The sequence below is a fragment of the Tunturibacter psychrotolerans genome, assembly GCF_040359615.1.
Classification (GTDB): domain Bacteria; phylum Acidobacteriota; class Terriglobia; order Terriglobales; family Acidobacteriaceae; genus Edaphobacter; species Edaphobacter psychrotolerans.
This window is the reverse complement of record NZ_CP132942.1, coordinates 3,462,354-3,485,365: the sequence shown is the minus strand read 5'-3', so window position 1 is coordinate 3,485,365 and position 23,012 is coordinate 3,462,354. Positions and strand designations below refer to the sequence as shown.

At 55.2% G+C, this 23,012-nt stretch carries 14 protein-coding genes; 6 read left to right on the top strand and 8 right to left on the bottom strand.

The features are described from left to right. Positions 1–14: 14 nt before the first annotated feature. Positions 15–695, top strand: a complete 681-nt coding sequence (locus RBB77_RS14420; protein WP_353062442.1) for a bifunctional 4-hydroxy-2-oxoglutarate aldolase/2-dehydro-3-deoxy-phosphogluconate aldolase — start codon at positions 15–17, stop codon at positions 693–695. On the opposite strand, the gene RBB77_RS14415 is transcribed toward RBB77_RS14420, so the two are convergent. Beyond that, positions 692–1,798, bottom strand: coding sequence for an amino acid deaminase (locus tag RBB77_RS14415; protein ID WP_353062441.1), 1,107 nt, complete (start codon positions 1,796–1,798; stop codon positions 692–694). The two genes, RBB77_RS14420 and RBB77_RS14415, sit on opposite strands and share 4 nt — an antisense overlap. Positions 1,799–2,047: 249 nt before the next feature. On the opposite strand from RBB77_RS14415, the gene RBB77_RS14410 reads away from it, so the two are divergent. Genes RBB77_RS14410 through RBB77_RS14400 form a run of 3 tightly spaced genes read left to right on the top strand, consistent with a single transcriptional unit; the run spans position 2,048 to position 5,305 of the window. Then, positions 2,048–3,502 carry an N-acyl-D-amino-acid deacylase family protein gene (locus RBB77_RS14410; protein WP_353062440.1) on the top strand — a complete coding sequence of 485 codons (1,455 nt, stop codon included), beginning with the start codon at positions 2,048–2,050 and terminating at the stop codon, positions 3,500–3,502. 53 nt (positions 3,503–3,555) lie between these two features. Continuing rightward, complete coding sequence (locus RBB77_RS14405; RefSeq protein ID WP_353062439.1) at positions 3,556–3,948, top strand: RidA family protein; 393 nt, start codon at positions 3,556–3,558, stop codon at positions 3,946–3,948. Positions 3,949–3,955: 7 nt separating this feature from the next. Further along, complete coding sequence (locus tag RBB77_RS14400; RefSeq protein ID WP_353062438.1) at positions 3,956–5,305, top strand: gluconate:H+ symporter; 1,350 nt, start codon at positions 3,956–3,958, stop codon at positions 5,303–5,305. Between the two features lie 358 nt (positions 5,306–5,663). Here the strand turns inward: RBB77_RS14400 and RBB77_RS14395 are convergent, their stop codons facing one another. Together RBB77_RS14395 and RBB77_RS14390 are read right to left on the bottom strand one after the other, a co-directional pair. Then, complete coding sequence (locus RBB77_RS14395; protein WP_353062437.1) at positions 5,664–7,046, bottom strand: cytochrome P450; 1,383 nt, start codon at positions 7,044–7,046, stop codon at positions 5,664–5,666. Between the two features lie 94 nt (positions 7,047–7,140). Continuing rightward, on the bottom strand, positions 7,141–8,097 hold the full coding sequence (locus tag RBB77_RS14390) for a fatty acid desaturase family protein (protein WP_353062436.1): 957 nt from the start codon (positions 8,095–8,097) through the stop codon (positions 7,141–7,143). A 680-nt stretch (positions 8,098–8,777) separates the two neighbouring features. Here RBB77_RS14390 and RBB77_RS14385 point away from each other — a divergent pair. Beyond that, entirely contained in the window at positions 8,778–12,107 is a 3,330-nt protein-coding gene (locus RBB77_RS14385; RefSeq protein WP_353062435.1) for a fatty acyl-AMP ligase, read from the top strand. Here the strand turns inward: RBB77_RS14385 and RBB77_RS14380 are convergent. Next, complete coding sequence (locus RBB77_RS14380) at positions 12,094–12,858, bottom strand: hypothetical protein (RefSeq protein WP_353062434.1); 765 nt, start codon at positions 12,856–12,858, stop codon at positions 12,094–12,096. The two genes, RBB77_RS14385 and RBB77_RS14380, sit on opposite strands and share 14 nt — an antisense overlap. A gap of 112 nt (positions 12,859–12,970) precedes the next feature. Here RBB77_RS14380 and RBB77_RS14375 point away from each other — a divergent pair, with 112 nt between their 5' ends. Further along, a complete protein-coding gene (locus RBB77_RS14375; protein ID WP_353062433.1) occupies positions 12,971–15,232 on the top strand; it encodes an MMPL family transporter in 2,262 nt (753 codons plus the stop codon). 6 nt (positions 15,233–15,238) lie between these two features. Here the strand turns inward: RBB77_RS14375 and RBB77_RS14370 are convergent, their stop codons facing one another. The 4 genes from RBB77_RS14370 to RBB77_RS14355 all read right to left on the bottom strand — a co-directional run bounded on the left by RBB77_RS14370 (position 15,239) and on the right by RBB77_RS14355 (position 22,983). Beyond that, positions 15,239–16,027 (bottom strand): nucleotidyltransferase family protein, encoded by a 789-nt coding sequence (locus RBB77_RS14370; RefSeq protein WP_353067635.1) that lies wholly within the window; start codon positions 16,025–16,027, stop codon positions 15,239–15,241. A gap of 52 nt (positions 16,028–16,079) precedes the next feature. Continuing rightward, positions 16,080–19,793 (bottom strand): BadF/BadG/BcrA/BcrD ATPase family protein, encoded by a 3,714-nt coding sequence (locus tag RBB77_RS14365; protein ID WP_353062432.1) that lies wholly within the window; start codon positions 19,791–19,793, stop codon positions 16,080–16,082. 50 nt (positions 19,794–19,843) lie between these two features. After that, complete coding sequence (locus RBB77_RS14360) at positions 19,844–21,631, bottom strand: hypothetical protein (protein WP_353062431.1); 1,788 nt, start codon at positions 21,629–21,631, stop codon at positions 19,844–19,846. A 65-nt stretch (positions 21,632–21,696) separates the two neighbouring features. After that, entirely contained in the window at positions 21,697–22,983 is a 1,287-nt protein-coding gene (locus RBB77_RS14355) for a radical SAM protein (RefSeq protein ID WP_353062430.1), read from the bottom strand. Positions 22,984–23,012: the final 29 nt, after the last annotated feature.

The following is a 23,012-nucleotide window of genomic DNA, read 5'->3' as shown; positions in this document are numbered from 1 at the left end:
TCACGGAGCCCGCTATGTCACGAACCAAATTTCAGGTGCTTCAACTGATGCGTGCCGGCGGCCTCATCCCCGTCTTGCGCGCCTCCTCTGCAGAAGACGCCTTCGAGCTCTCGCTTGCCATCGCGGATGCCGGCATTCACGTTCTGGAGATAACCATGACCGTTCCCAACGCGCTCTTGGTCATCAGCCGCCTCAAAAAGGAGCGGCCCGAGCTTCTCGTCGGCGCGGGCACTGTACTCGACGCAGACACCGCGCAGAGTTCCATCGATAGCGGCGCCGAGTTCATCGTGAGTCCCGCGCTCGATCTCCCCACGATCTCCCTCTGCAGACGCCTCTCTATCGCCGTCCTGCCCGGCGCCCTCACCCCCACCGAGATCCTTACGGCCTGGAGCGCCGGCGCTGACGTCGTCAAAGTCTTTCCCGCCGATTCCATGGGCGGCGCCAAATATCTTCGCAGTCTCAAAGCTCCGCTTCCCCATATAGACATGATCCCCACCGGCGGCGTCTCTCATGCCACCGCGCGGGATTTCCTAGAATCCGGTGCATTCGCCCTTGGCGTCGGTGCAGACCTTGTCGATACCCACGCTATACGCGAGGGCCGTCGCAAAGAGATCACTCACAAAGCTGCCGAATATCTTCGCATCGTCCGGGGTTTCCAGCAAGACGCGGCTGTTAAGGCTTCGCAGACTGATTAGAAGAAGGTATGAATGATGTCGACAACCTGATACTTGGCATCCAGAACCGGTAACAGACGCCATTTATCAAAAGTTAGGCAAGGGTGCGAGATATCGAAGCCGATCATGTCGCCTACGCGAAGATCATCCTGCCCGGTGATTTGCAGGTATGCGTGCTGATCCATCATTTTGGTAAGTGACCAGTGGGCGGGAGCCATTTTAGGTGCTGTATCCCCTGGCCTGAAGTGTAATGCAGGCGTTGGAAGACCGGCATCAAAGGCGGCATCGCGCTTCCCCATACCGATGATCGCCATCTCGGCCTCTGGTATCGACTGCACGTAGGCCCACACCTGAAGTGCGGGCAAAAGGCTTGAACCCATCCGGTGCGCAATAGGATTGCGTTGGTCGATCTTCGCTTGCGCCTTGCGATACGCACCTACGTCGTGTGTGAGATAGCAACCCGGGCGCAGAACGATCTCGATGCTGTCTCCAAACCCTGCAGCAGAGAATTCTTCGGCGACCACATCGTACCAGGCAGAGCCGGCGCCTGAGAGCAGGATGGGTGATTGCTGAAAACGTCTCTGGCCAGCAAGCGTGCTCGTAATGTTGACCGCCCTTTGAAGAAATGCGCGTATGGAAGCCTCTTCCTCCAGAACGCCTTCATAGATCTCGACGCCGCTGAGAGCGATGGAACCGCTCCAACGGGAAAGAGCCTCTAGCACGGCCTGTAACTGCTGTTCGTCGCGGACGCCAGATCGACCTCCCATCACTCCTAACTCTAGCAATACGTTGAGACGCTGCTTCCCTTTCGAGAAAAACGCACCTAGCTGTTCGACCTGGGCCGCCGAATCGATCAGGCAGTAGTAAATAAAGTCCGGGTCCTCGAGCAGCCGTGCGACGATGGCCATATTTTCTTTGCCGATCAGTTGATTCGCCATGAGAACACGACGCACTCCGTGCCTGTGGGCGACCAACGTCTGGTGTGCGGTTGCAAGTGTGATTCCCCAGGCGCCACCCTGTAATTGCAACTCAAATAGTCTGGGAGCCATGGTGGTCTTGCCGTGGGGGGCAAGTTGGACACCATAGTGGTTTATGAACTGCTGCATCCAGTTCAGGTTGTGCAATATCCTGTCTTCATACAAAACGGCTGTGGGAAGGCTGAGATCTTCTCGCAGCAGGTTCCAGTCGAGTTTTGCAATCTCTTCGTGTTCGACCGCTCGCTCAAGAAAGCCCATCCCTTTGTTTAGGGGGGCAATCGCGGAAGGAGTGTATATGTGCGTCGAGCTTCGATTTTTCAACGAATGGATGTCCATAACAAAGAGTGCGGGACTGAAGGCCCGGATGAATATAGCCTATATCTTGAAGGAGCCAGGATGCCACGTTGCGACACGCTGATCCGTAATGCTCGGGTTCTGGACGGCACTGGTACGGAGTCTGACTCCCTGGATGTCGCTATTCGCGACGGCAGAATCTGCGAAATCGGCGCGTCAATTGATTACGATGCGCGAGAGTCGATGGATGCCGATGGTCTGGTGCTGGCACCCGGTTTCATTGATGTCCATACCCATGACGACACCGCCGTGATTCGCACACCAGCGATGCTGCCGAAGATTTCGCAGGGTGTTACCACGGTGATCGTTGGCAACTGCGGTATCAGCGCCACTCCAGTCGTGTTGCGCGGCGAGCCGCCTGACCCCATGAACCTGCTTGGCGAAGCGGAGGATTTTCGCTATCCAACCTTTGATTCGTATCTCAACGCCATCCGAGATGCGCAACCCGCTGTGAACGTTGGCGTGCTGATCGGTCACACGGCACTGCGGAATAACCATATGGACCGGCTTGATCGTGCTGCAACGGAGGCTGAAGTTGAAGCGATGCGAGAGCAATTGCAGGAAGCACTCGACGGCGGAGCACTAGGTCTGAGTTCTGGCCTGGCCTATCTCTCCGCTCACGCGGCGTCTACCGAAGAAGTGTTAGCGTTGGCAAAGCCGCTGGAGGCGGCAGGCGCGGTATACACAACGCACATGCGAACTGAGACAGACGACATCCTCGATGCGATGCGCGAGGCCTTCGAAGTCGGTCGTCTCAGCCATGTGCCGGTTATCGTCTCTCATTTGAAGTGTGCCGGCATCGCTAACTGGGGCCGCGGTGGTGAGGTGCTACATACGCTGGACGTAGCGCGAACGTCTCAAGCTGCTGGCTGCGATTGCTATCCCTATGCGGCCGGTTCAAGCACGCTCGATCTTCGCCAGGTGGATGAGCGGGTTCACATCACGATTACCTGGAGCACGCCACATCCGGAGGTGGCCGGGCAATCCCTGAGGCAGATTGCAGAGCACTGGCAGACAAGCCATTTGAAGGCGGCACAACAACTGCAACCGGCTGGCGCGATCTATCACAGCATCTCCGAAGACGACATGCGCCAGATCTTGCGCCACTCGGCGACTATGATCGGCTCCGACGGCCTGCCGAACGACCCGAGACCGCATCCTCGCCTCTGGGGCACTTTTCCGCGTGTTCTGGGACGATATAGTCGCGACGAAGGATTGTTCTCGCTCCCAGAGGCCGTCCACAAGATGACCGGACTACCGGCGCAAAGGTTCGGGCTAGCCAGGCGTGGAATGATACGCAAGGACTATCATGCCGATTTGGTGCTCTTCGATCCGGAGACGATCATTGACACGGCAACGTTTTCTGATCCGATACGTCCAGCCCAGGGCATCGCGGCTGTATGGGTGAACGGCGTTCTCTCCTATACCGCCGACGGAGCTACGGGAGCTCGCGGGGGGTGCTTTCTGCCTCGTGGCGACAGTTCATGGATTCAATGATTCAGTCAGTAGTTGAATAAATGATTTGGTATTTCAATCTTAAGGAGTTCGGGATGAGCATCAAGCGATACGGGGTAGAAGGCGGAAAGGGTACAGGTGGTCAGCACCTCCCCTTTGCGAGAGCGGTCGAAGCAGACGGATGGCTGTATGTATCAGGCCAGGTTCCGATGGTTCAAGGTGAGGTCATCGCGGGCAACATCGTTGCCCAGTCGCAACAGGCAATTCGCAACCTGCTATCGATTCTGAACGAAGCCGGGTATGGCCCGGAGCATGTGGTGCGCTGTGGAGTCTGGCTTGAAGATCCGCGCGACTTTTCCTCATTCAATGCCGTCTTCAAAGAACACTTCGGCGAAAATCCCCCAGCGCGCGCGTGCGTCGTATCGAGCATGGTTGTCGACTGCAAGGTGGAGATCGATTGCGTGGCCTACAAGGCTCGGGGGAATTGATCCACCGATGATCGATCACCACAGTATCTTTTTGCTGATCTCCGCGTTCGCATCGGTGATTTGCCTGATTCTGCTGATTGCAGTAGTAAAACTCAATCCAGTCATCACGCTCATTGTCGTTGCCTTATCTCTTGCCGTGGTTGCAGGAATGCCACTTGCGACGGTGATCCATTCTTTTGAGATGGGTGTCGGCTCGACGCTTGGGCACATCGCGATCGTGGTGGCTTTGGGCACAATGCTGGGGAAGATGATGGCAGAATCTGGTGGCGCAGACCAGATCGCCTATACCCTCATCCGGCTGTTTGGCGAAAAGAATATCCCGTGGGCCATGGTGGTCATCGGGTTCCTGGTAGGACTGCCTGCTTTCTTCGAGGTAGGCTTCGTTCTGTTGATTCCGATCGTGTTTACAGTGGTTCGGCGGACAGGAACTTCGCTTATCCTGGTCGGCTTGCCCATGCTGGCTGGGCTTTCCGTGGTCCACGGATTGGTGCCGCCACACCCTGCGGCGCTTCTGGCGGTAACAATTTACAAGGCGGATGTGGGTCGCACGATTCTCTATGCATTGATCGTTGGCGTTCCGACGGCGGTGGTCGCGGGGCCGGTTTTCGCCAAGCTGATTGCGCCGCATGTGCAGCTTGGGACAGAGAATCCGATCGCGAAGGATTTCGCTGATCACGATAAAGAACGGAGCCTACCAAGCTTCGGGCTCACCTTATTCAGCATCCTGCTGCCGGTCTTTCTGATGCTGATCGGGAGTTGGGCCGACGCTATTTCCGTGCGTGGAAGCGCTCTGAATGGTGGATTGCACCTGATCGGCAATGACGATCTGGCTCTCCTCATCGGTGTACTGTTCAGCTTTGTGACACTAGGCACGATGAGGGGTTTCTCACGAGAAACGATCCTCCGCTTCAGCAATGAATGCCTGGCCCCCACCGCAACTATTACCCTCCTGGTTGGCGCGGGCGGCGGCTTCGGGCGGATACTGCAGGATAGCGGTGTATCCAACGCGATTATTGTCCTCGCGATGCATAGTCACGTTCCTCTGCTCCTGCTAGCCTGGATTCTCGCCGCGCTGCTCCGCCTCGCAACCGGATCGGCGACCGTAGCCATGACGACAGCCGCCGGCATTGTGGCTCCAATCGCTTTGAATAGCCCAGGAGTTCATCCCGAATTGCTCGCCATCGCCACGGGCGCGGGTTCGCTAATCTTCTCTCATGTCAATGACGGCGGCTTCTGGCTGGTGAAGGAGTATTTCGGGATGAGCGTCATTCAAACTATCAAGACCTGGTCCGTTTGTGAAACGATCATCTCGGTGATGGCGCTAATTCTCACGATCGGTCTATCGCTCGTAGTCTAAAAGACGCAACCCGCGGATACTGCTGATCGAAGCAGCCATTTGCCACGCAACTCTCGGCGATTGCGGGGTAAAGGTAACGCATCATCTCGTCTTTTTCGTAATTGCGGCTGCCGCAGTGTCGTATGTTCAGGACGAGTGTGCCTCGACGTTGCCCTTCTACTACACTTTCCGCTGCTAATTCGCATAACTCCGTCCAATCAAAAATTGGGTCCCTGCTCCGCAAAACGACTTCACGATCACGCTGGCGGGGGTTCAATCAGCGCCCCTCGCCTCAGACACGCCTGCTGTCGCACGTCTGAACCGATGCCTGACTACGGTTCGGATGTTCTAGTTAGATCTCGAGAATTCTGAACTGCCCCTACACTAGAGTCGTGATGCGCGAGGCAGACGGGACAGCATTGGTGAACGTCATGCGAATTCCGTGCTTCGGCCGCAGGATCACCATCGGGCGAGCTTCGATCGTTTGACCGGGAGCCAGCTGGAAGTCGTATTTTCTGAGCAGATCGCTCAAGATCATGAGGATCTGCAGCATCGCATAATTTCCGCCGATACAACCTCGAGGGCCACCGCCGAAGGGAAGGTAAGTAAAAGGCGTACGCAGCTTATCGTTCGCTTTGACGAAACGCGCAGTGTCGAAAACCTCAGGATCTTGCCAGTGGCGCGGAGCATGGTGCGCACCGTACACATACACAATGACCATCGATCCGCGGGGTATGGCGACGTCGCCAACGCGGTCGTCTGCAACAGCCATGCGGTCAATCATCCAAAACGGCGGATAGAGGCGGAGTGCCTCCTGAATGACCTGAGTCGCAAACTCGAACTTTGGAACATGGCCATGGCTCAGGGGCTCTTCGCCGAGCACTGAATCAAACTCCTGCCGCACCTTTTCAAGACAATCCGGACGCGAGCTCAAAAGATAAAGAAGCCACGATAACGCATTCGACGATGTTTCATGGCCGGCAACCAGAAGTTGCATGCTCTCGCTCAGAATGAGCTCGTCTGGCATACCTTCGCCATCAGTGTAACGGGCATCCATCAGAGTCTGCAGCAGGTCGGGTCGGGGCGGTTCCTTGCGGCGCTTTTTGATGTATTCCATCAGGACGGCGTCGGCACGCGTCCGCATCTCTTCGTGCCGGCGCAGTTCGCCCGAGGCGGCGAACCATGGATTCAGGTAGGGCTGAAGGGTTTGGCGAACGATGAATTCCTGAACAGTGCAGATGGTGTGGCTGACCAGATCGATGTCTTCGTCCTTCAAGGACGCGCCAAACAATGATCTGGCGACCATCGCGAAGGTAATCTTCATTAGCTGGGGGTAGATGTCGACAGGGCCGTCCTGGATTTGTCTATCAAAATCACGGAGTGACTCCGCCAAGGAGTCTTGCATGATCGAGGACAGCGCATCGAGTTGCTTCCGATCAAAGCCCTTCTGGATGAGACGCCGCTGGGTACGCCAGGGCTCTCCGTGGGTCGTGAGAAGACCTTTCCCAAGGAAGTGGCCCATCCGTTTTACTTGAATTTCAGATTTTTGATAGTTCTCCGCATTGGTCTTCAACACATGCTGAATGATGGCGGGATCGATGGTAACGATCGCCTCCTTGAGACCACCCAAGTAAAACCGAAAGGTGTCGCCATAGGTTTCGTTGTATTTGGCCAAAACCGGCACAGGATTGCGAGCCATTGCGACAGAATCAGCAAAGCTGCGAAATCGGGAAACGGCTGGGATAAGCGTTGATGTCGTCATACCTGGCCTCCCTGGTACCTGCCTTGAATCGCGGGGAAATTCACGTCACTTGTAGGAAGGAATAGCGAGGCCATAGGTAAAAGATAAAACAGAATCAGTTTTCGTTCCCCAGTTGCTTCAAAAGTATTAGATGATGTCGGATTGCCCGGGTCATAGTGGGGTGCTGCCGATAGGGGACCCCGAACTCTTCGGCGGTCTGCTTCACGATCCTGGTCAGCGGAGCGTAGTGGGTATGGCAGACGAAAGGGCACAGGTGGTGGATGATGTGATGGTTGAGCCCTCCGGCGAGCCAACCGACGACCGGGTTTTCCGTTGCATAGTCAGCTGTTGTCGCGAAAATGTGATACACCCCGTTTTCGAACTCGCCACGATCCGCGGGAAAGTAAGTGCTGTCAATTGTGTGTGTCGTCTGGAATACTAGGGTCACGGACAGACCGACGACTAAATGGACCAGAAGGAACGCGCCGACGACCAGGAGAGGCGATTTTCCCAGCACCAGCACCGGCAGGATGAGCATGTACGTGAGGTAAAAGGCCTTGCCTGCGAAGAGGGTAACGTACTCGCGCATGGGGTGTTTGGCGCGTTTCAGGTATCCGTGGGTCGGGAGGAAAAAGTGCTGGAAGTCTCTGACGAACACATAGTCCAGAGAGAACATCGCGTACAGGAACAGCGCATAGATGTGCTGGAATCGGTGCCAGGGAGCCCGGGGCTCGTGGGGCGTAAAGCGAAGGATGCCGCGTCCTGAGAGCGCATCATCTTCGCCATGGAGATTGATGCAGGAGTGATGACCTCGATGATGAAGGAAACGCCACATGTACGAGCTGATTCCACACAGATCGAAGATATAGTTCAGGGATTTGTTGACGAGCGGCCGGGACGAGACGGCGTTGTGATTGCTGTCATGAGCGATGTTCAACAAAAGGAATGTCTGTGCGAAGCCGCCTAAAAGATAGAGAGCAACGAACTTCCAGGAACCGGGTCTGAACGTATACAGGGCGATCCAGGCACCAGCCAGGACTGCCAGGCCCACAGCGATCTTGACCCACATCATGGGGTCTGCTTTGGGAGAGATTTTCTGGTCGGCGAAAAAACTATCCAGTCGGCGGCGCAGAACCTTCGGAAAGGAGGATGAATTAGCCGGTTCGTTTGTTGGCGATGCTGAGGTTTCCGATTGTACGAGATCCACTGTATCCGGCTCTTGATCGATTACCGTATCGGATTCCAACCTCATCGGCGCCCCCGCGATCATGGTGATTCGGCCAGACGCGATTCCACGTCTGTGACCGTGACCCGCAGCGAAATTGCCACGCCGTCTACTCTTAGAACTATTCTAGTGCGAGCCATTAAGGACAATCAAGGAAATTCGGGAATGGACATGATCTGGGTGCCACTTCCCATACGTGGAAAATGATGACACTGGTATTGTTGCAATCCTTTGCTAACATATAACCACCAATGAACCGTAACGAACGGGACCTCAGCATAAGCACCAATGAAGTTTGGCGGTGCTCCGCATGTCTCTTTCGCGCCCTTTGCGGTAAGGAGGGGAACAGCCGTTCTCCAGCGAGTCGAGCGACGCTTATGCCGAGAAAAATTACGGGTATATTCTCACAGCCGGCTCCTATTTCAAGTTCGCGCTTCAAAGTTCAACCGTATTTCACCTGGTTCACTGGTAAGAGTTTTTTCGTTTACCGACTTTCGCCCTATTCAACTTTGGAGGATCGCTGATTGATGTTGGCTTCAATTTTAGACAACCTGGATAGGCTGGCGGATGAGCATCCGGACAAACTCCTCTATTCGTATCTCGATGTAAACGGCGATCCAATCGAAAGCTACACCTACGCGTCGTTCCTCCAACGAGCGCAGGCGATAGCCGGACATCTGCGGAAAGATGGCCGTTTTGCGGCTGGCGATCGGCTTCTGCTCGCGTACCCACCTGGACTTGAGATGATCTGCGCGTTCTTTGGTTGCGTGCGCGCCGGATTAATTCCGGTTCCGGTCTATCCCCCAAGTTCGCGCGGGTTCCAGAGCGCGCTCTACAAGATGGTCCACATCGCTAAGGATTGCCAGGCGGCTGGGATCTTGACGAGCAAGGACTACCACGCTTCCCTGAAGACGAATCTCGCCAGAAGCGGAGTCTCTGCGTCCGGCGTTGACGTGGATTACATCTCCAGCCTTCCATGGATCCCCACAGAGGATTTCGTGCATACCACTTCGGGCTGGGCGAATGCCGATCGTTCGAAGATCCTGTTTCTTCAGTACACCTCGGGCTCGACGATGGAGCCCAAGGGCGTGATCGTAACGCACGAAAACATCTTAAACACCTATTCGCTCGTGATCGACCATCCCTCTCCGGTCGTCGTTTCCTGGCTTCCGCAGTATCACGATATGGGACTGATCGGGTGCTACCTCTATCCAGCGCTGAAAGGCGGCACGACCTACGGGTTCGCGCCAATGGACTTTATTCAGCGGCCGATTCTGTGGTTCGATGCGATCACCACCTACCGTGCCACCGCGACCGCTGCCCCCAACTTCGCCTACGACTATTGCCTCCGCGCCGGGAGGCTTTCCAAGGACAGCTTGGAAGCTTGTGATCTCAGCTCGCTTCGCGTATTGATGTGCGCCGCCGAACCTGTAAAGGCGGATACCTACACCCGGTTTCTAGAGGCGTTTCAGTCTTATGGACTCAAGTCCGAGAGTTTCTACGTCGCCTATGGGCTGGCTGAGAATACTCTGGCGGTCACCCTCGGCGGTCGCAACATCGTCTCCGTCAACAAGCGTGCCCTTGCGCTGGGGAAGGCCCGCATGACGACCGAGGTCTCTGAAATTGACGGAGCCACACAAATTGTCAGTTGTGGAACCCCGCTCGCGGGTCTCGACGTGAAGATCGTGGATCCGGAGGGTCACTTCGCCCTTAAGCCGGACCGCATCGGCGAAATTTGGGTCGCCGGAAGCGGCAAGTGCCTGGGATATTGGAATAATCCGGAATTGACTCTGAAGCAGTTTCGAGCACGGCTTGTTGACGATACTCCCTACGACGACGGCTACCTCCGTACGGGGGACATAGGATTCTTCCACGATGGCGAGCTCTACGTCTGCAGCCGCATCAAGGACATGATCATTCTCCGCGGACAGAACTATTACCCGCATGACATTGAGAACGTCGTGGAGAAATCATCCGGTCTGATCCGGCACAACTGCGTCGCCGCCTTCCAGATTCAGGAAGACAGCGAGCCTGCGCTGGCAATCGTCGCCGAAGTCAAAAATCCCAGGTCCCTTCCTGAAGCACGAAAGATTGCCGCCGCGGTTCGGAACTACCTCAACGTAGAAGTGGCCGTCATCTCCCTCATCGCGCCACGCGCGATCCCGAGAACGAGTTCGGGTAAGATCATGCGCCACAAGACCAAGCAGATGTGGTTGCAAGGTGAGTTCACCGTTCTCTCCGACTTTTCGCGGGAGAAGGATGCCGGAAACTGCTCGTCCGAAACTTACGCAAACTCCTCTTTCGCCGAATTGAAGGCCAGGTACAACCTGACAGGTCAGGAATCGTACAACCTCGTCGAAGCCGGCCTCGATTCCCTGGATCTTGTTGTGTTCATGCATGAGCTCAAGGAGCTGCTGAAAGATAAAGGCGCCGAGATGCTGGCGCGGCAAGTAGATATCGGTGTCATTCAACGTGTCAGCGTAGCCGAGCTCTTTGGTCTGGCCGAGATGCTGGAGAACGCTCCCGAAGAGGCCATCGTTCATCTGCGTCATTCCCTTGCGGCCTTCCGCGAAGAGCAGAGCGCCGCCGAGAAGGAGATGATGACCAACGACCGTAAGCTCGTCTTCGAGCCTCCGGTGCCTGCGCCCGTGCCGGACACACCAATGCCGGGTCACGTGTTGCTCACGGGCGGGACCGGCTTCATTGGGCCATTCCTTATGAAGAGTCTGCTGGAACAGACACGGGCGAAGATCCATGTTCTTGTCCGGTCTTCCGACGAAAATCAGGGCAGGCAAAGGCTGAGAGCTGCGATGGAGTCAATGGGCCCATGCGAAGCAGAGCTTATGGAGATGTTCGAGGAACGCGTGATCCCCGTCTGCGGCGATCTCGGGCAGCCAAGTCTGGGCCTCACCCAGGACGTGTGGGATCTCCTCGCGAGTGAGATTGACACGGTGTTCCATAACGGTGCAACCGTAAACTACCTGTTTAACTACGACCTGATGCGCGACGCAAACGTGCTGGGAACCAATGAGGTCGTAAGATTGGCCTTCGAGGGACGCCCCAAAGAGTTCAATTACGTCTCGACTACCTTTGTATTCGGCTGGGCGGTCAAATCGGTCCTCTATGAAACCGACCATAACGAAGACATGGAGCTTCTCGATTTCGGCTACAGCCAATCGAAATGGGTAGCGGAACAGGTGGTCTTCGACGCCCGCAGACGGGGACTTTCTGCGCGTGTCTTCCGACCGGCTCTCGTCAGCCCCTCGGTCACAGGAGGAGGCAACAACTTCGATATCGCTGTTCGGTTGGTTGCTTTTATGGTCAACCACGGCATTGGCGTCGATACACTCAATCAGGTCAGCTTTGTTCCGGCCGACATCGTGGCGAACAACATCGTTGCGATCTCCACCACACCCGGCACAGCGAACAAGACATACCACATCGTGCGCGACGACTATTCCAACATGATGGATATCACTGGGCTGATTACCCAGGCGACTGGCCGGCAATTCGAAGCATACAGCCTTCCCGATTTCGTTCCCGAACTAATCCGGAGATGCCGCAAGGAAGATCTTCTCTTCCCGCTACTGGATTTTCTGGTCGGCTCTGTCGACAACATCTCAGCGATGGAGTTCAAACGCTATGACAACTCTTCTTATCAGATGGCCCGGGATGCCTCCGTGTGGGGCAAAGCGGATCCGTCGCTGGAAGATACGGTCAACGGCATTTTGAAATTCATGCATCGCAAGGGGATCATCTCGATCGCTCCTCGCGAGGCAGACGAGGTGCCACGGGGCAATCCAATTCTGGACTGCTCCGAAGCGTTACCAGATGCATTATCCGCTACTGCTTCTTAAACAAGAGCTTCTCAGTTACCCGCTGGCCCGTTTCTAACGTGCCAGCGGTGGATAGTGTCATCTGCTGCCCGTCTGCGGAAATTACCCACCTGTCCTTTTGAGTGACTTGGTTGTCCCGTCGGTAGATCGCGTCCACCGTGTGCGGATCGATAAGTTCAAGGGTCACGGTATCGTTGCGCGAGTTCTTCAGGTCGTATTGCTTTCCGTCAAAGCGGGCGGTATAGCTGAAATCGCCCAGAAAACGGATCCCGCCGCTTCCGTCCGGCTCGATTTTCAGCGCCGAACCCTGCCGCAAACGGGTCTTACTGAGATCTTGCGTCCACTCGCCTGCGAAGAGGTTATTGGCGACCTTCGCGCCTCCGCTTCGCGTCCACACCGTGATCTGATCGGCTTTGCCCGTAGCCGAAGTCGTGGTCGTTAGCTCATTTCCATCATTCGAGATTTTTTCCCGAACCGTCGCAACAGTAGTCCCATCTTTTTTTTCTTTGACCTCCGCCTGCCTCTTATCAATCCTGCGCAGCCCAATTTGATTGAACCCGAGATTGCCCGGTGCGGACGATTCGTGTCCATTCCAATTCGCAGTGAAATCGAGATGGGTTTCGCCAGACATGACTACATGCGCCCCGTCTTTGAGAGGTGTAATGGACAGCCGATTCGGAGGATCCAGACTGGACTGCGCGGAGATGAGCGTCCAGGAGCCAACGCGAGGGTCTGCCCCTCCAGGCTGGATACCGACAAGAAGTGCAAGCAACAGTAGGGTACGAATTGATCCTCCTAAGCTGACGGGGAAGAGTTTAGCAAATTCAGAAAGCTATCTTAGGCCCGTCCTGCGCAAGTGTATACAAACGATACCCGGAGCTTCAGTGACAACGATCTTGTATGACATGATCAATGCTATGCATGTGCGCCGTTTTTGGGTGTCGGGGATCGTTTTGGCAGCAGCCATTGCACTTCTTCCCTTCTCTTTTCACGCAGAGCGCCACCTGGAGACCGCAACCCGTGTCGAAGGGAGCCAGGCTGAGACGGTCCGGCAGGAGCTGGCCGATCGTTTTCGGTCGCCATTTGTGGACCGTGTGGTCCTGGTGATCCAGGGACTTCCACCAGCGGACACAGATGCAGGCGGGAAAGCGTTAGATGTCATCGCGGCAGGACTGAAAGATCAACCCGGCGTTTCAGGAGTAGTGTCCTACCTCGACCTGCGAGATCCGATCTTTCTGGGCCGGGGAGGGGGAACGTTTGTTCTGGTGGGCCTCACCTCGTCCGACGGCCCGGTGGAGTCGCTTGTCCCGAAACTTCACCAGCTGGCGAGCTCTCTAGAAAATCAACTGCGCGGCCGTTATCCGGCGGTGAAGCTCGAGCTTACAGGCGAAATTCCGCTGAATTTTGACATCCGCAAAGCCAGCGCCGCCGACGTGCAACGGGGCGAAAGGCTGGTGATCCCCGCGACGCTCGCACTTCTTCTATTGGCTTTTGGAAGCCTGATGGCCGCCTTCATTCCATTGGCGGTCGGCCAGCTTGCGATTGCGACCACACTGGCGATTACGGGTTTGCTGGCCCAGCGTTGGCACTTGTCCATTCTGGTTCAGAATTTAGCCACCATGCTTGGCCTGGGCCTGGGAATCGACTACGCGCTCCTCATGGTCAGCCGCTTTCGCGAAGCGATCTCCGCCGGGCACAGCGGACCCGAGGCATCGGTCATCGCGGCACGTCAGGCAGGTCACACGCTATTGATTTCAGCATCAACGGTAGCCATTGGATTTCTAGCCCTCCTGACGGTTCCGATCAGCGAAATCCGTTCCATCGGTATCGCGGGATTCCTGGTGGCAGGAATGAGTGTGTTGCTTACGAATACCCTCGTTCCGGCGGTCTTGGCCTTACTCGGTACCCGGATCAACCTTGGCCGATTACCCTTTACTCCAAAGCTGGATGCCGATCGGGCCGCGCGTACGGGAGACCGCTGGCGCCGCTGGGGGAAAGTGATCGTCGCGCATCCTTGGATTGCCCTCCTGGTGGCAGGAACTCCTTTGCTTTTGCTCGCCTGGCAGGCCAGACACCTGGATACCAGTCTCCCCAGAGGGGATTGGCTTCCGAAGACAGCGGAATCAGTCCATGCGCTCAACACCCTCGAACAGATGGATCGAGACGGCGTTGTTGAATCGCTGCGCGTCATCGTCGAACTTCCAACGGATTCCATCGCTCAAACCGACGCGGGGTGGAATGTGCTCGATCGTCTCACAAAGCGGCTCGCAAGCGACCCTCGCTGTGACCGGGTGATTTCTATCACTACGCTTGCGGAGGGCAACCAGTCTTCCCTTAATGGCCTCTCACGAGAGACGCGTCGAACGTTTCTGAGTAGTGACGGACGGGCGGCGCTGCTTGAGCTGATACCCAAGGGTTCGGTCTCCCTACGTGACCAGGTGACTTGGGTGCGGGAGCTTCGGAAGACCGGCGCGCCAGCTCTCACAGGCGTGCCTGGAGCGACCCTTCTCGTCGGGGGCATCCCGGCACTCAACGCCGATTATGAAACGATCATCAAAGACCGCTTTCCGTCGGTAACGGCGCTGGTAGTAGGGGGAACGCTCCTTGCATTGCTCTGTGGCTTTCGATCAATCTTCGCAGCCCTAAAGGCCATTGCACTCAACCTGCTGTCGGTCGCGGCCTCCTTCGGAGCATTAGTTTTCGTCTTCCAAGACGGACACGGAAGCAGGTTCCTGGGAGTTCCTGGGGGAACCGGTAGCGTGTTTCCACTTGTTCCGATCGTCGCCTTTGCCATCGTCTTCGGATTAAGCATGGACTATGAGGTATTTCTGGTCGCACGCGTTCTCGAAGCCAGAAGGAGCGGGCTCAGTGAAATGGATGCGATTCCAGAGGGCATGGCTAGAACCGCAGGCCTAATTACGAGCGCCGCCGCAATCATGATCGTGGTCTTTGCGGCCTTCACCATTGGAGATTTCCTGGTGGTCAAGATGATCGGATTTACGTTGGCGATTGCCGTGTTCATCGACGCGACACTTGTACGTATCGTGATAGGTCCCGCGCTCCTTCGTATCGCAGGCGATTGGAACTGGTGGCCGGGCGGCCTCGCCACGGCACGGAGAGAGCCCGTAACGACGAGTCGCGAATGATAGTTTCTAGGAAGCGGAGTGTCGTAGTTTCATTGCTAACCACGATGGAGGCGGCCCTAGCGGCCCGAAATCTCGAAGTCGCTCGTAGTCGTCCTTATTATCGATGTCGAGGAGAATCCCTACGTCGTTTACTTCTTCTTTGACTATCCTGTCCAAGTGATTCCCAAAGATCGCTCGGCAGCCGATATCTCCTCGAAGCGCCATAACCTCAAGGAAGACAGAACGATCCAAAAGAACAGGATTGCCGCGAAAACCCTGAAACATCGGGATCACGATCTGTGCATCGGATCGTCGATATTGATCGATAATTCGATCGAACGTTTTCGTCCGAACGAATGGCTGATCCGCCAGCACGATCAGCGCGGCTTTTATGTTCTTATCCAAGACGGCCAACCCAGCCCGTAGTGACGTTGCCATTCCCTGACCATAGTCGGGATTCACGAGTATTCTCAGTTGTCTCGTGGACGACTCTGCAAGCCGTTCGCGGATCGTCTCCGCCGAGGAGCCGAGTACAAGAACAATCTCATCGACGTTGGAGCCAATAAGATTTCCAAGCGTTCGCTCAAGTACGGTACTGTCGGCCAATGGGAGAAGCTGCTTTGCTTCTCCCATGCGGCTGGAACTGCCGGCAGCCAGAACAATAGCACCCACGCGCGATTCAATTCTTGTCTTCGTCGACATGCCTATACCTGAATGCCCCATCCTTTCACGGGCATCCTTATATTGGAAAGTGCAACTATGTTTAGAGAATCGCGCTAACCAATTCACGGCCAGCATACCAACGGTGACTGGCACCAAGCGTTAGGGTTCATATCTCTAGGTTGGCGAGAGTGGACACTCGCGAAAACTAGTCTCCTGCCACTGCCATCTCGTAGGAATTCCCTGCCTGAGTTCGAAGTGATTGTTCGAAGGCCGCAAGTTGAGCTTCGATACCCACTTCAGCTGTGCGTCGCTTAACGATGTCCTCGCGATAGCGACGTAGGAAGTAGTCGATTGTCTCCACACGGATGCGGATAGAACCGGAGGGTTTGTTTTCATCCAAATCCTTGAACGAGAAGTAGGGCGTGCCCGATTGTTCGATGATTCCTTCTATGACCCCGTAGATTGGAGCATCGTGGCCGCACTTGAAGCTCGAGACCTCGAGAGCAACAAGATTCGGGTGGCGTGCTGTGAACTTCGCCGCCCATACTTTGTGATTGGTGCTGGTCGAATAACGATTCTTCCATACATCGCTGATGTCAAGTGGATGTGTGATTAGACCAGCTCGAACTTCGTCACCGAAGAGACGGTCCAACAAATCTTCGTCGAGAGGCAACGTGCTCTGTGAGAATACGGGGTAACCCAGTTTTTGAAACTCCTCCATGATCTCGTGATTCAGGCCGGGGTCGTGATGGTAGACACGGCCAAGCATGACAATACCGATGCGGTCTTCGCGTTCGAGTTGATCGAGGGTCTCTCGCGCCTGTCGGCGAATTTCGGCTTCGCACTCCTGCAAAGATTTGAAGCCGACGGCGATGGCCCTCTCATTTTCCTCGCGGGCGAGGCCCAGAATGGGGCCCCAGGTCTTGAACATCTGATCGGCACAGAGCCTTTCATCCTGGAGGTTCAGGATCGGATCGATGTAGAGTACGTTGTTCTCGGCAAAGATATCGCTCTCTTTCATAAATGCAGCCTTGACCGTCTCAGGCGTTGCAGTCACAGTCGGACAAGCGTTTGAACCAGTGAGGTTTACAAGGTGCGAATGCAGGACGTCGTACATTGGGAACCAGATCGCATTAAGAGGTTTCTTCGCATGCTTGACCGCAAGCAGGTTGTAGACGTGTGCAATACCGATCTTTGACGGATAGCAGGGATCAATGGCACCCCGGCTAGCGCCCGCGCGATATAGCTCCGGTGTCGTGTAGTCAGAGTAAATAATGTTTTCTGACTTCAGTCCGAGGCTGGCAAAGTATGCGTTGAAGAACGGAGCGTAGGTGTATGTGTTTAAGAGACGCGGGATCCCCACACGAAAGTCTTTGCGTTGCGTCATCCGTGAGGCCCGCTCCTTCGTCGCTTTCGAGATGAAGAGACCCTTGGTAATTGGCAGGGCATCCGCAACGAGTTCGACCTCACGCTGACGGAAGACATCATGGGCCGCAATATCGACGAAGTTTGGATTGACGGCTTTGATCTCGTCGATATCAGCTTTGATGTCCTTCATCTCGTCGAGGTCTTCCACAGTTCCCTTTTCACAGGTCGCGATGATGAGGCGCTGTTCGCCTTTTCGGAGAGGAACCTTGGTCTTGCGGGGCTGGAATTCGACTGGCTTTGGCAGTTCGACAATCTTGTTTGATCCGGGCGTGAGCTGGATCTGAACGAGCGGCTCTATCTTTGCTTTGAACACGGATGGAGAGGTCTGACTCCCGCCCGTGCTGCAGGACCCGTGAGATTCGACGGGAGGAAGATTGGCTTGGATATGTTCGAGTGCAGGCAACGTGTTGAGTACTTGTGCAACCTCTGCGGGAGTAGCGGCACGATCTTCATCGACGGCGTGAATGTGCTTATGTTCAGAGTTTTGTTGCCCCGTCACATCGACATCGATGAAGGTGCGCAGACAATTGTTTTTGCAGAAGTAGCAGCGTGTGTCTTCGTTTCGTGTGGTGCGATAGCGTATGTTAGCGACTGCTTCGAGACCGACAAATGTGGTTTGCCGACCATTGCGCCATAGACGCAAAGCTTCCTGGGCCGCGCCGATCGCGCCGGACTCACCGCAGTGTTCGTGAACGATAATCTCCGGCTCTTTACCGTTAGCGCGGAAACTCGACTTGATGAAATCTACCTCGGCCTTGACCACGGCGAGATTATTCTGAGTGCCCCCCTGAAGCACGAAACGCGATCCGAGCGCCGCGAGATTGGGAATACTAGCGACATAGAGGAATACATTCTTGGGTAGCACATCTGCGAGACCCGCCAGGATCTCCTCCGATCGCCAACCTTGACGCTGAAAGTTAACGATGTCGGACTGCATGAAAACCGCGCATCCATATCCGAAGGATGGCATGGATTTAGCGGAGAAGGCGAGATCGGCGAACTCCTCCACCTTCAGGCCAAATCCTTCTACAGTCGACTGCAAGAAGTACCCATTTCCTGCCGAGCACTGTGTGTTCAGTTTGAAGTCTTTTACGCGACCGTCTTTGAGAACGATAAGCTTGATGTCCTGCCCACCAACATCGACGATGACGTGAGGGTCGTCGTAGAATTTCAGCGCAGACTCGGTGTGGGCGACGGTTTCAACGAGGGCCACATCGGCGTTCAACACATCCTTGATGATGTCCTTTGCATAGCCCGTCGAGCCAACGCCAAGCACCTCGAGAGTTGCACCTTTACTCTCGATCTGCTCTCGCAACTGCTCGAACATCTCGATCGTATCTTGAATCGGATTGCCGTTAGAGAGCTGGTAGGTTTTGCAAAGAATCTCTCCTTCTTTCCCCAGGACGACTGCCTTGGTGGAGGTGGATCCGCCGTCGATGCCGACAAAACCTGAGACGACTTGGCCAGGAAAGAACTCTGCAGGGAGGAATTTCTTTTTCTTGTAAGCGGACTTGAAGGCAACGAGCTCCGCGTCTTCGGCGACAAGTCCTTTGCCGCCAGAGATGGCCTTCTCCTCTGCACGGCCGTAATCAATGTAGTAGAGAAGTTTTTCGACACCAAGATAGTGCCCGACTTCCGGCTCTTCTTCCTTACCGAACTCCACCGATCCGAGCGCCGCAAAGTATTGAGCGTTGTCAGGAACTTTAATCAAGTCTTCTGGGGCCATGCCCTCGGGAATCTCGACCTTGCGCTCTTTCCACATGCGCGGGATGTTGGTCTGCCACGCCTCGCGCATGCCACGAATAAAGCCATTCGGGCCGCCGAGCAGTAGAACGTGAGGACGCAGCGTGTGTCCGCGGGTGAGGACACTGAGATTTTGCAACACGATAGCTTCGAAGAGCGAGGCCATCAATTCGTCGGGCGGCGTTCCGGTTTTCTGCAGACCATTGATGTCGGTCTCAGCAAAGACTCCGCACTTCCCTGCTACTTTATGGAGCTTGATATCGTGATATCCCTGGTTCGCGAGTTCTACAGCAGGAATTTTTAGCTTGGCGTTGATCTTGTCGATGACCGCTCCGGTTCCGCCGGCACACTTGTCGTTCATCGATGGGATCTTCTTCTTACGCCCCGTCTCTTCGTCGTCTTTAAAGACGATGATCTTCGCGTCCTGACCGCCTAATTCAATGACGGAGTACACCTCAGGGTGCAGCTTCTCGACCGCGAGCGAGACGGCGTGAACCTCCTGGACAAACTTTGCGCCGACCATCTCAGCGATTGTTCCACCGCCTGATCCCGTAATAAAGATACGTGTATTTGCGGGAGAGATGCCCGTGTCAGCTTCCATGCGGCGCAGAAATTCGAGAACTTTTTCTGGTTGGCGGGTCTCGTGACGTTGATAGTCCTGCCAGATGGTCTTGTCGGACGCGGCATCGACCACAATCGCCTTAACAGTTGTAGAACCTACATCCAGGCCTACCAGAAATTCCTGCATCCCGTTTCCTCCGCGACTTCCAGGTGGTGGACAAAAGCTGCAGCCGCCGACTACGCGACTCGCTGTAACCGTGCGGAGACCCGAGTTGAGCGACGATAGGCACCATCTTTGTCGATCAACTCGCTCACATGCCACGCGAACTGTGCAGCGGTCCCGGCAAGACCTTTCCGATGCGGTACCTTGTAAAGCGCTTGTTTGAGAGCCGGATGCTGATCGACGTAGTCTCGCAACTCTTCGAGAGACTTTCCTGTCTCCTGCAGTACACCGTCAAACTCTGCGCGCGCCTTCGCCTTCGCCTCTGCTAGCGCCATCTGGACCCGGCTATGCGCGTTCACTTCACCCTCGCCTGAGGTCTCAACCGGCAGGAAGATCATGTCTTTGTATTTGTTCACGACTCGGGACTGAACTCCGTCGGATTGCGTGGATGGCATGCAGCCGAAAGGCTTCAGAGCAAGAACCATGTGACACAGGTGATTCACGGTGTAATAGACGTTCTTGCCGACTTCCATATAACCCTCACCACCGCGGGCGAGTTGATGGTAGAAGGGATGCGCCAGACGGGAGAGCTCCTTCTGCGGAATTAGGTGGTGGGCTGTGTCTCCCATATGTTTGATCGTGCGGTGATAGAAGAAGTTCCACATGGCGCTACCGGCGCTCAGGCCTCCAGTCTTCTTGAAGACTTTGAAGTCGTTTGCAAGACGCTTCTTCAGCTCATACCACTTGGGATCGCGATAGGGAGCCTCCGCGTCCGCTCGGGCCTTCGCGCCTTCTTTGGCGACGTACATCATATAGGCGATCCAAGTAGCGATCGGTTCAACCAAGACTTGCGCACCTTCCTTCTCGAGGAAGGCAAACATGTTGAAGTTGCCGTCGCCTTCCGTTGTCTGCGCCCAGAATTCGCCTGTGATCTTGATGACCGGCTTGACACGTAGACGGTCCACTTCGATTGCATTGATACTGTCGCGACAAGTATGAAGTGCATCCAAATATTCCTTGCCGTATAGGTTGTGACCGATCTTCCCGAGTGTGCAGCTGATGCCTGCGAGCTTTCCACTCTTCTCGAGATAAGGTTTGGCCCACGTCGGTGCCGCATCCACAATGTGCCAGCGCTTGCGGTCGCGGAGCGTATCAGTCAACGTCTTCACGGAGTCGTGAATTACTCGATCGGTCTCTCCTTTGTTAACCTCAAACGGACGCACCTGGTATGCCAGCTCATTGATGACATCTCCGAGGTTGAGCGCATTCAGCATCCCCATGCCGAAGTCGACCGAAAACTTCAGGCCAGGCTCACCGCTCGCAGCCTTGATGCCATCCGTTTGCTGAAACAACAAAACGCGAAAACCGTCGAAGCCTGCGTTCTGGAGGGCAAATCGGTACTCTGCTTCATACATACCGAATCGGCACGGACCGCAGGAACCGGCCGTGAAGAAGACGTAGTTGTCGATAATTTGTTTACGAGTCTGGCCCTGCTGTTCGAGCATTTGAAGATGACGAACTAGATTGCCCACAGTAAAGTAGGTCGGGTTGCATTGGCCGTTGTTGCCGAACTCCTTCCCGGCCTGAAAATCGGCAACCACCGGCGTGGGAATGTTTTCACACCGATAGCCACTGCCGTGAAATACGGCTTTGATCATCTCCTCATGTTTCCATGTGAGGCCACCAAAGAGAATCGTGACATAGTCGCGCTCATTCGCAGTGAACGTTCGCTCAACCGGCTTCTTGAATTCGCGCATACGTGCCAAACCAGCTTCAGCGCGAAGACGTGCACGTTCGGCGTCGATACGAGCCTGAATCTCTACTTCGAAGGCTGTCTGAACGATCTCTTCGGTTCCCGGCATTTGCATCTCCTTATGCTTACTAGGTCGTTTTTTTTATCGTGTCGATGATTGGGAATCGCTCGGCGTTACATCTGGCCTTTCGCTCCCTGGAAGCCGTTCGCGAGCTGTTTGAAGAAATACTTGATGACCCGCTGGTCGTTGTAGCACCAGCCCAAGATATGGTTAAGCGTCGAAAAGCAGTGGGTCTGGCAAGTCTTTTTCTGGTGGTCGAGTTGCTTAGTCTCGAATTTGTGATTGCCGACCACGCCCCAGTCATAGCTTGCCGTATACATTGGGAAACACGGTGCTAAGGTTCCATCGACGCGAATAATCATTGAATTTTGCCCGGCGCGGCAGTTCCAGGGGAAGTGATTCCCTTTCATGAAATCAACCATCTGCCAAAGCCGTGCGTTTGAATTCACCATCTTGTATCCGGAGTCCTGCTTTTCGGTAAGCCACTGAATCGTCTCTTCCACAACTGGCCAATCGTCTTTCGTGATGTAGGTGACATTGTTGGCCGCGTGTTTGAAGTGCTCGTCTTGCTCGAGGAGGGGAGATTCGTTGATGTGATAATCCGTGGCTATACCGTTCTCATGCGCTATTTCGGTTAGCTGCCGAACGTCATCGAGGTTGTTTCGGCAGATATTGATGTTGAGGAACACGGAATAGCCGTAACCGTATTGCTTGCGCACCAGGTAGTCGAACTGCTTGCGTATTGGGACGAGCGCCTTCGGTAGACCTTCTTTCAAATCAACCGCGTCGACGGCGATGTTGAAGGTAGAGATGCCGGCGTCAGCCAACTTGTCGATGACATCGGTACGCAAGAGGCGGGCGTTCGTTGGGAGATAGATCCAGAAGTTCTTTTTGGCCGCGTAGTAGGTAATGCGCTGGATCAAATCAGGTCTGAGGAGAGGTTCGCCGCCCATATAGGCGAGCACCCTACATCCAGTGCCGTGAAGCCAATCGATCGATCGCTTGGCCGTATCCTCACTCATCCCCTTCACTTTATTGTCGAAAGCCCAGCAGTAGTGGCAGTCGAGATTGCATTTGAACTCGGTAAAAAGGTAGGAAATGAGCGGGTGAAAGTCGCCTTCTGTCACCCTTGAACGGATATAGGGGAAGAGCCACCCCTGCATCGCGTGGTAGATCTGTCCCGGTCTATATTTGCGCTTTTCCGGAGGAATCCAGGCATCATTCCAATCGATTGGCGCCATGAGTTCGGGATGTTGCGGAAACACGGGATCAGGAAAAGTCTGCGGCGTTCCGATGGGTTGTAACCCTGGCAGGCTTGGGGTGGGTTTGGTGAGTAGATCATGCAGCGGGACGTCGAGCCTGAAGCTCGCCGGTGGTTCGGTGTGTTCCTCCAGGTGCATCGAGCCCCCTAAATAAAGACACTGGTTAG

Bases quoted from the DNA above. Each gene is read 5' to 3' on its own strand.
- RBB77_RS14395 (WP_353062437.1), bottom strand. From the start codon at position 7,046: ATGACGACATCAACGCTTATCCCAGCCGTTTCCCGATTTCGCAGCTTT.
- RBB77_RS14410 (WP_353062440.1), top strand. From the start codon at position 2,048: ATGCCACGTTGCGACACGCTGATCCGTAATGCTCGGGTTCTGGACGGC.
- RBB77_RS14420 (WP_353062442.1), top strand. From the start codon at position 15: ATGTCACGAACCAAATTTCAGGTGCTTCAACTGATGCGTGCCGGCGGC.
- RBB77_RS14385 (WP_353062435.1), top strand. From the start codon at position 8,778: ATGTTGGCTTCAATTTTAGACAACCTGGATAGGCTGGCGGATGAGCAT.
- RBB77_RS14405 (WP_353062439.1), top strand. From the start codon at position 3,556: ATGAGCATCAAGCGATACGGGGTAGAAGGCGGAAAGGGTACAGGTGGT.
- RBB77_RS14400 (WP_353062438.1), top strand. From the start codon at position 3,956: ATGATCGATCACCACAGTATCTTTTTGCTGATCTCCGCGTTCGCATCG.
- RBB77_RS14360 (WP_353062431.1), bottom strand. From the start codon at position 21,631: ATGCCGGGAACCGAAGAGATCGTTCAGACAGCCTTCGAAGTAGAGATT.
- RBB77_RS14390 (WP_353062436.1), bottom strand. From the start codon at position 8,097: ATGATGTGGGTCAAGATCGCTGTGGGCCTGGCAGTCCTGGCTGGTGCC.
- RBB77_RS14355 (WP_353062430.1), bottom strand. From the start codon at position 22,983: ATGCACCTGGAGGAACACACCGAACCACCGGCGAGCTTCAGGCTCGAC.
- RBB77_RS14365 (WP_353062432.1), bottom strand. From the start codon at position 19,793: ATGCAGGAATTTCTGGTAGGCCTGGATGTAGGTTCTACAACTGTTAAG.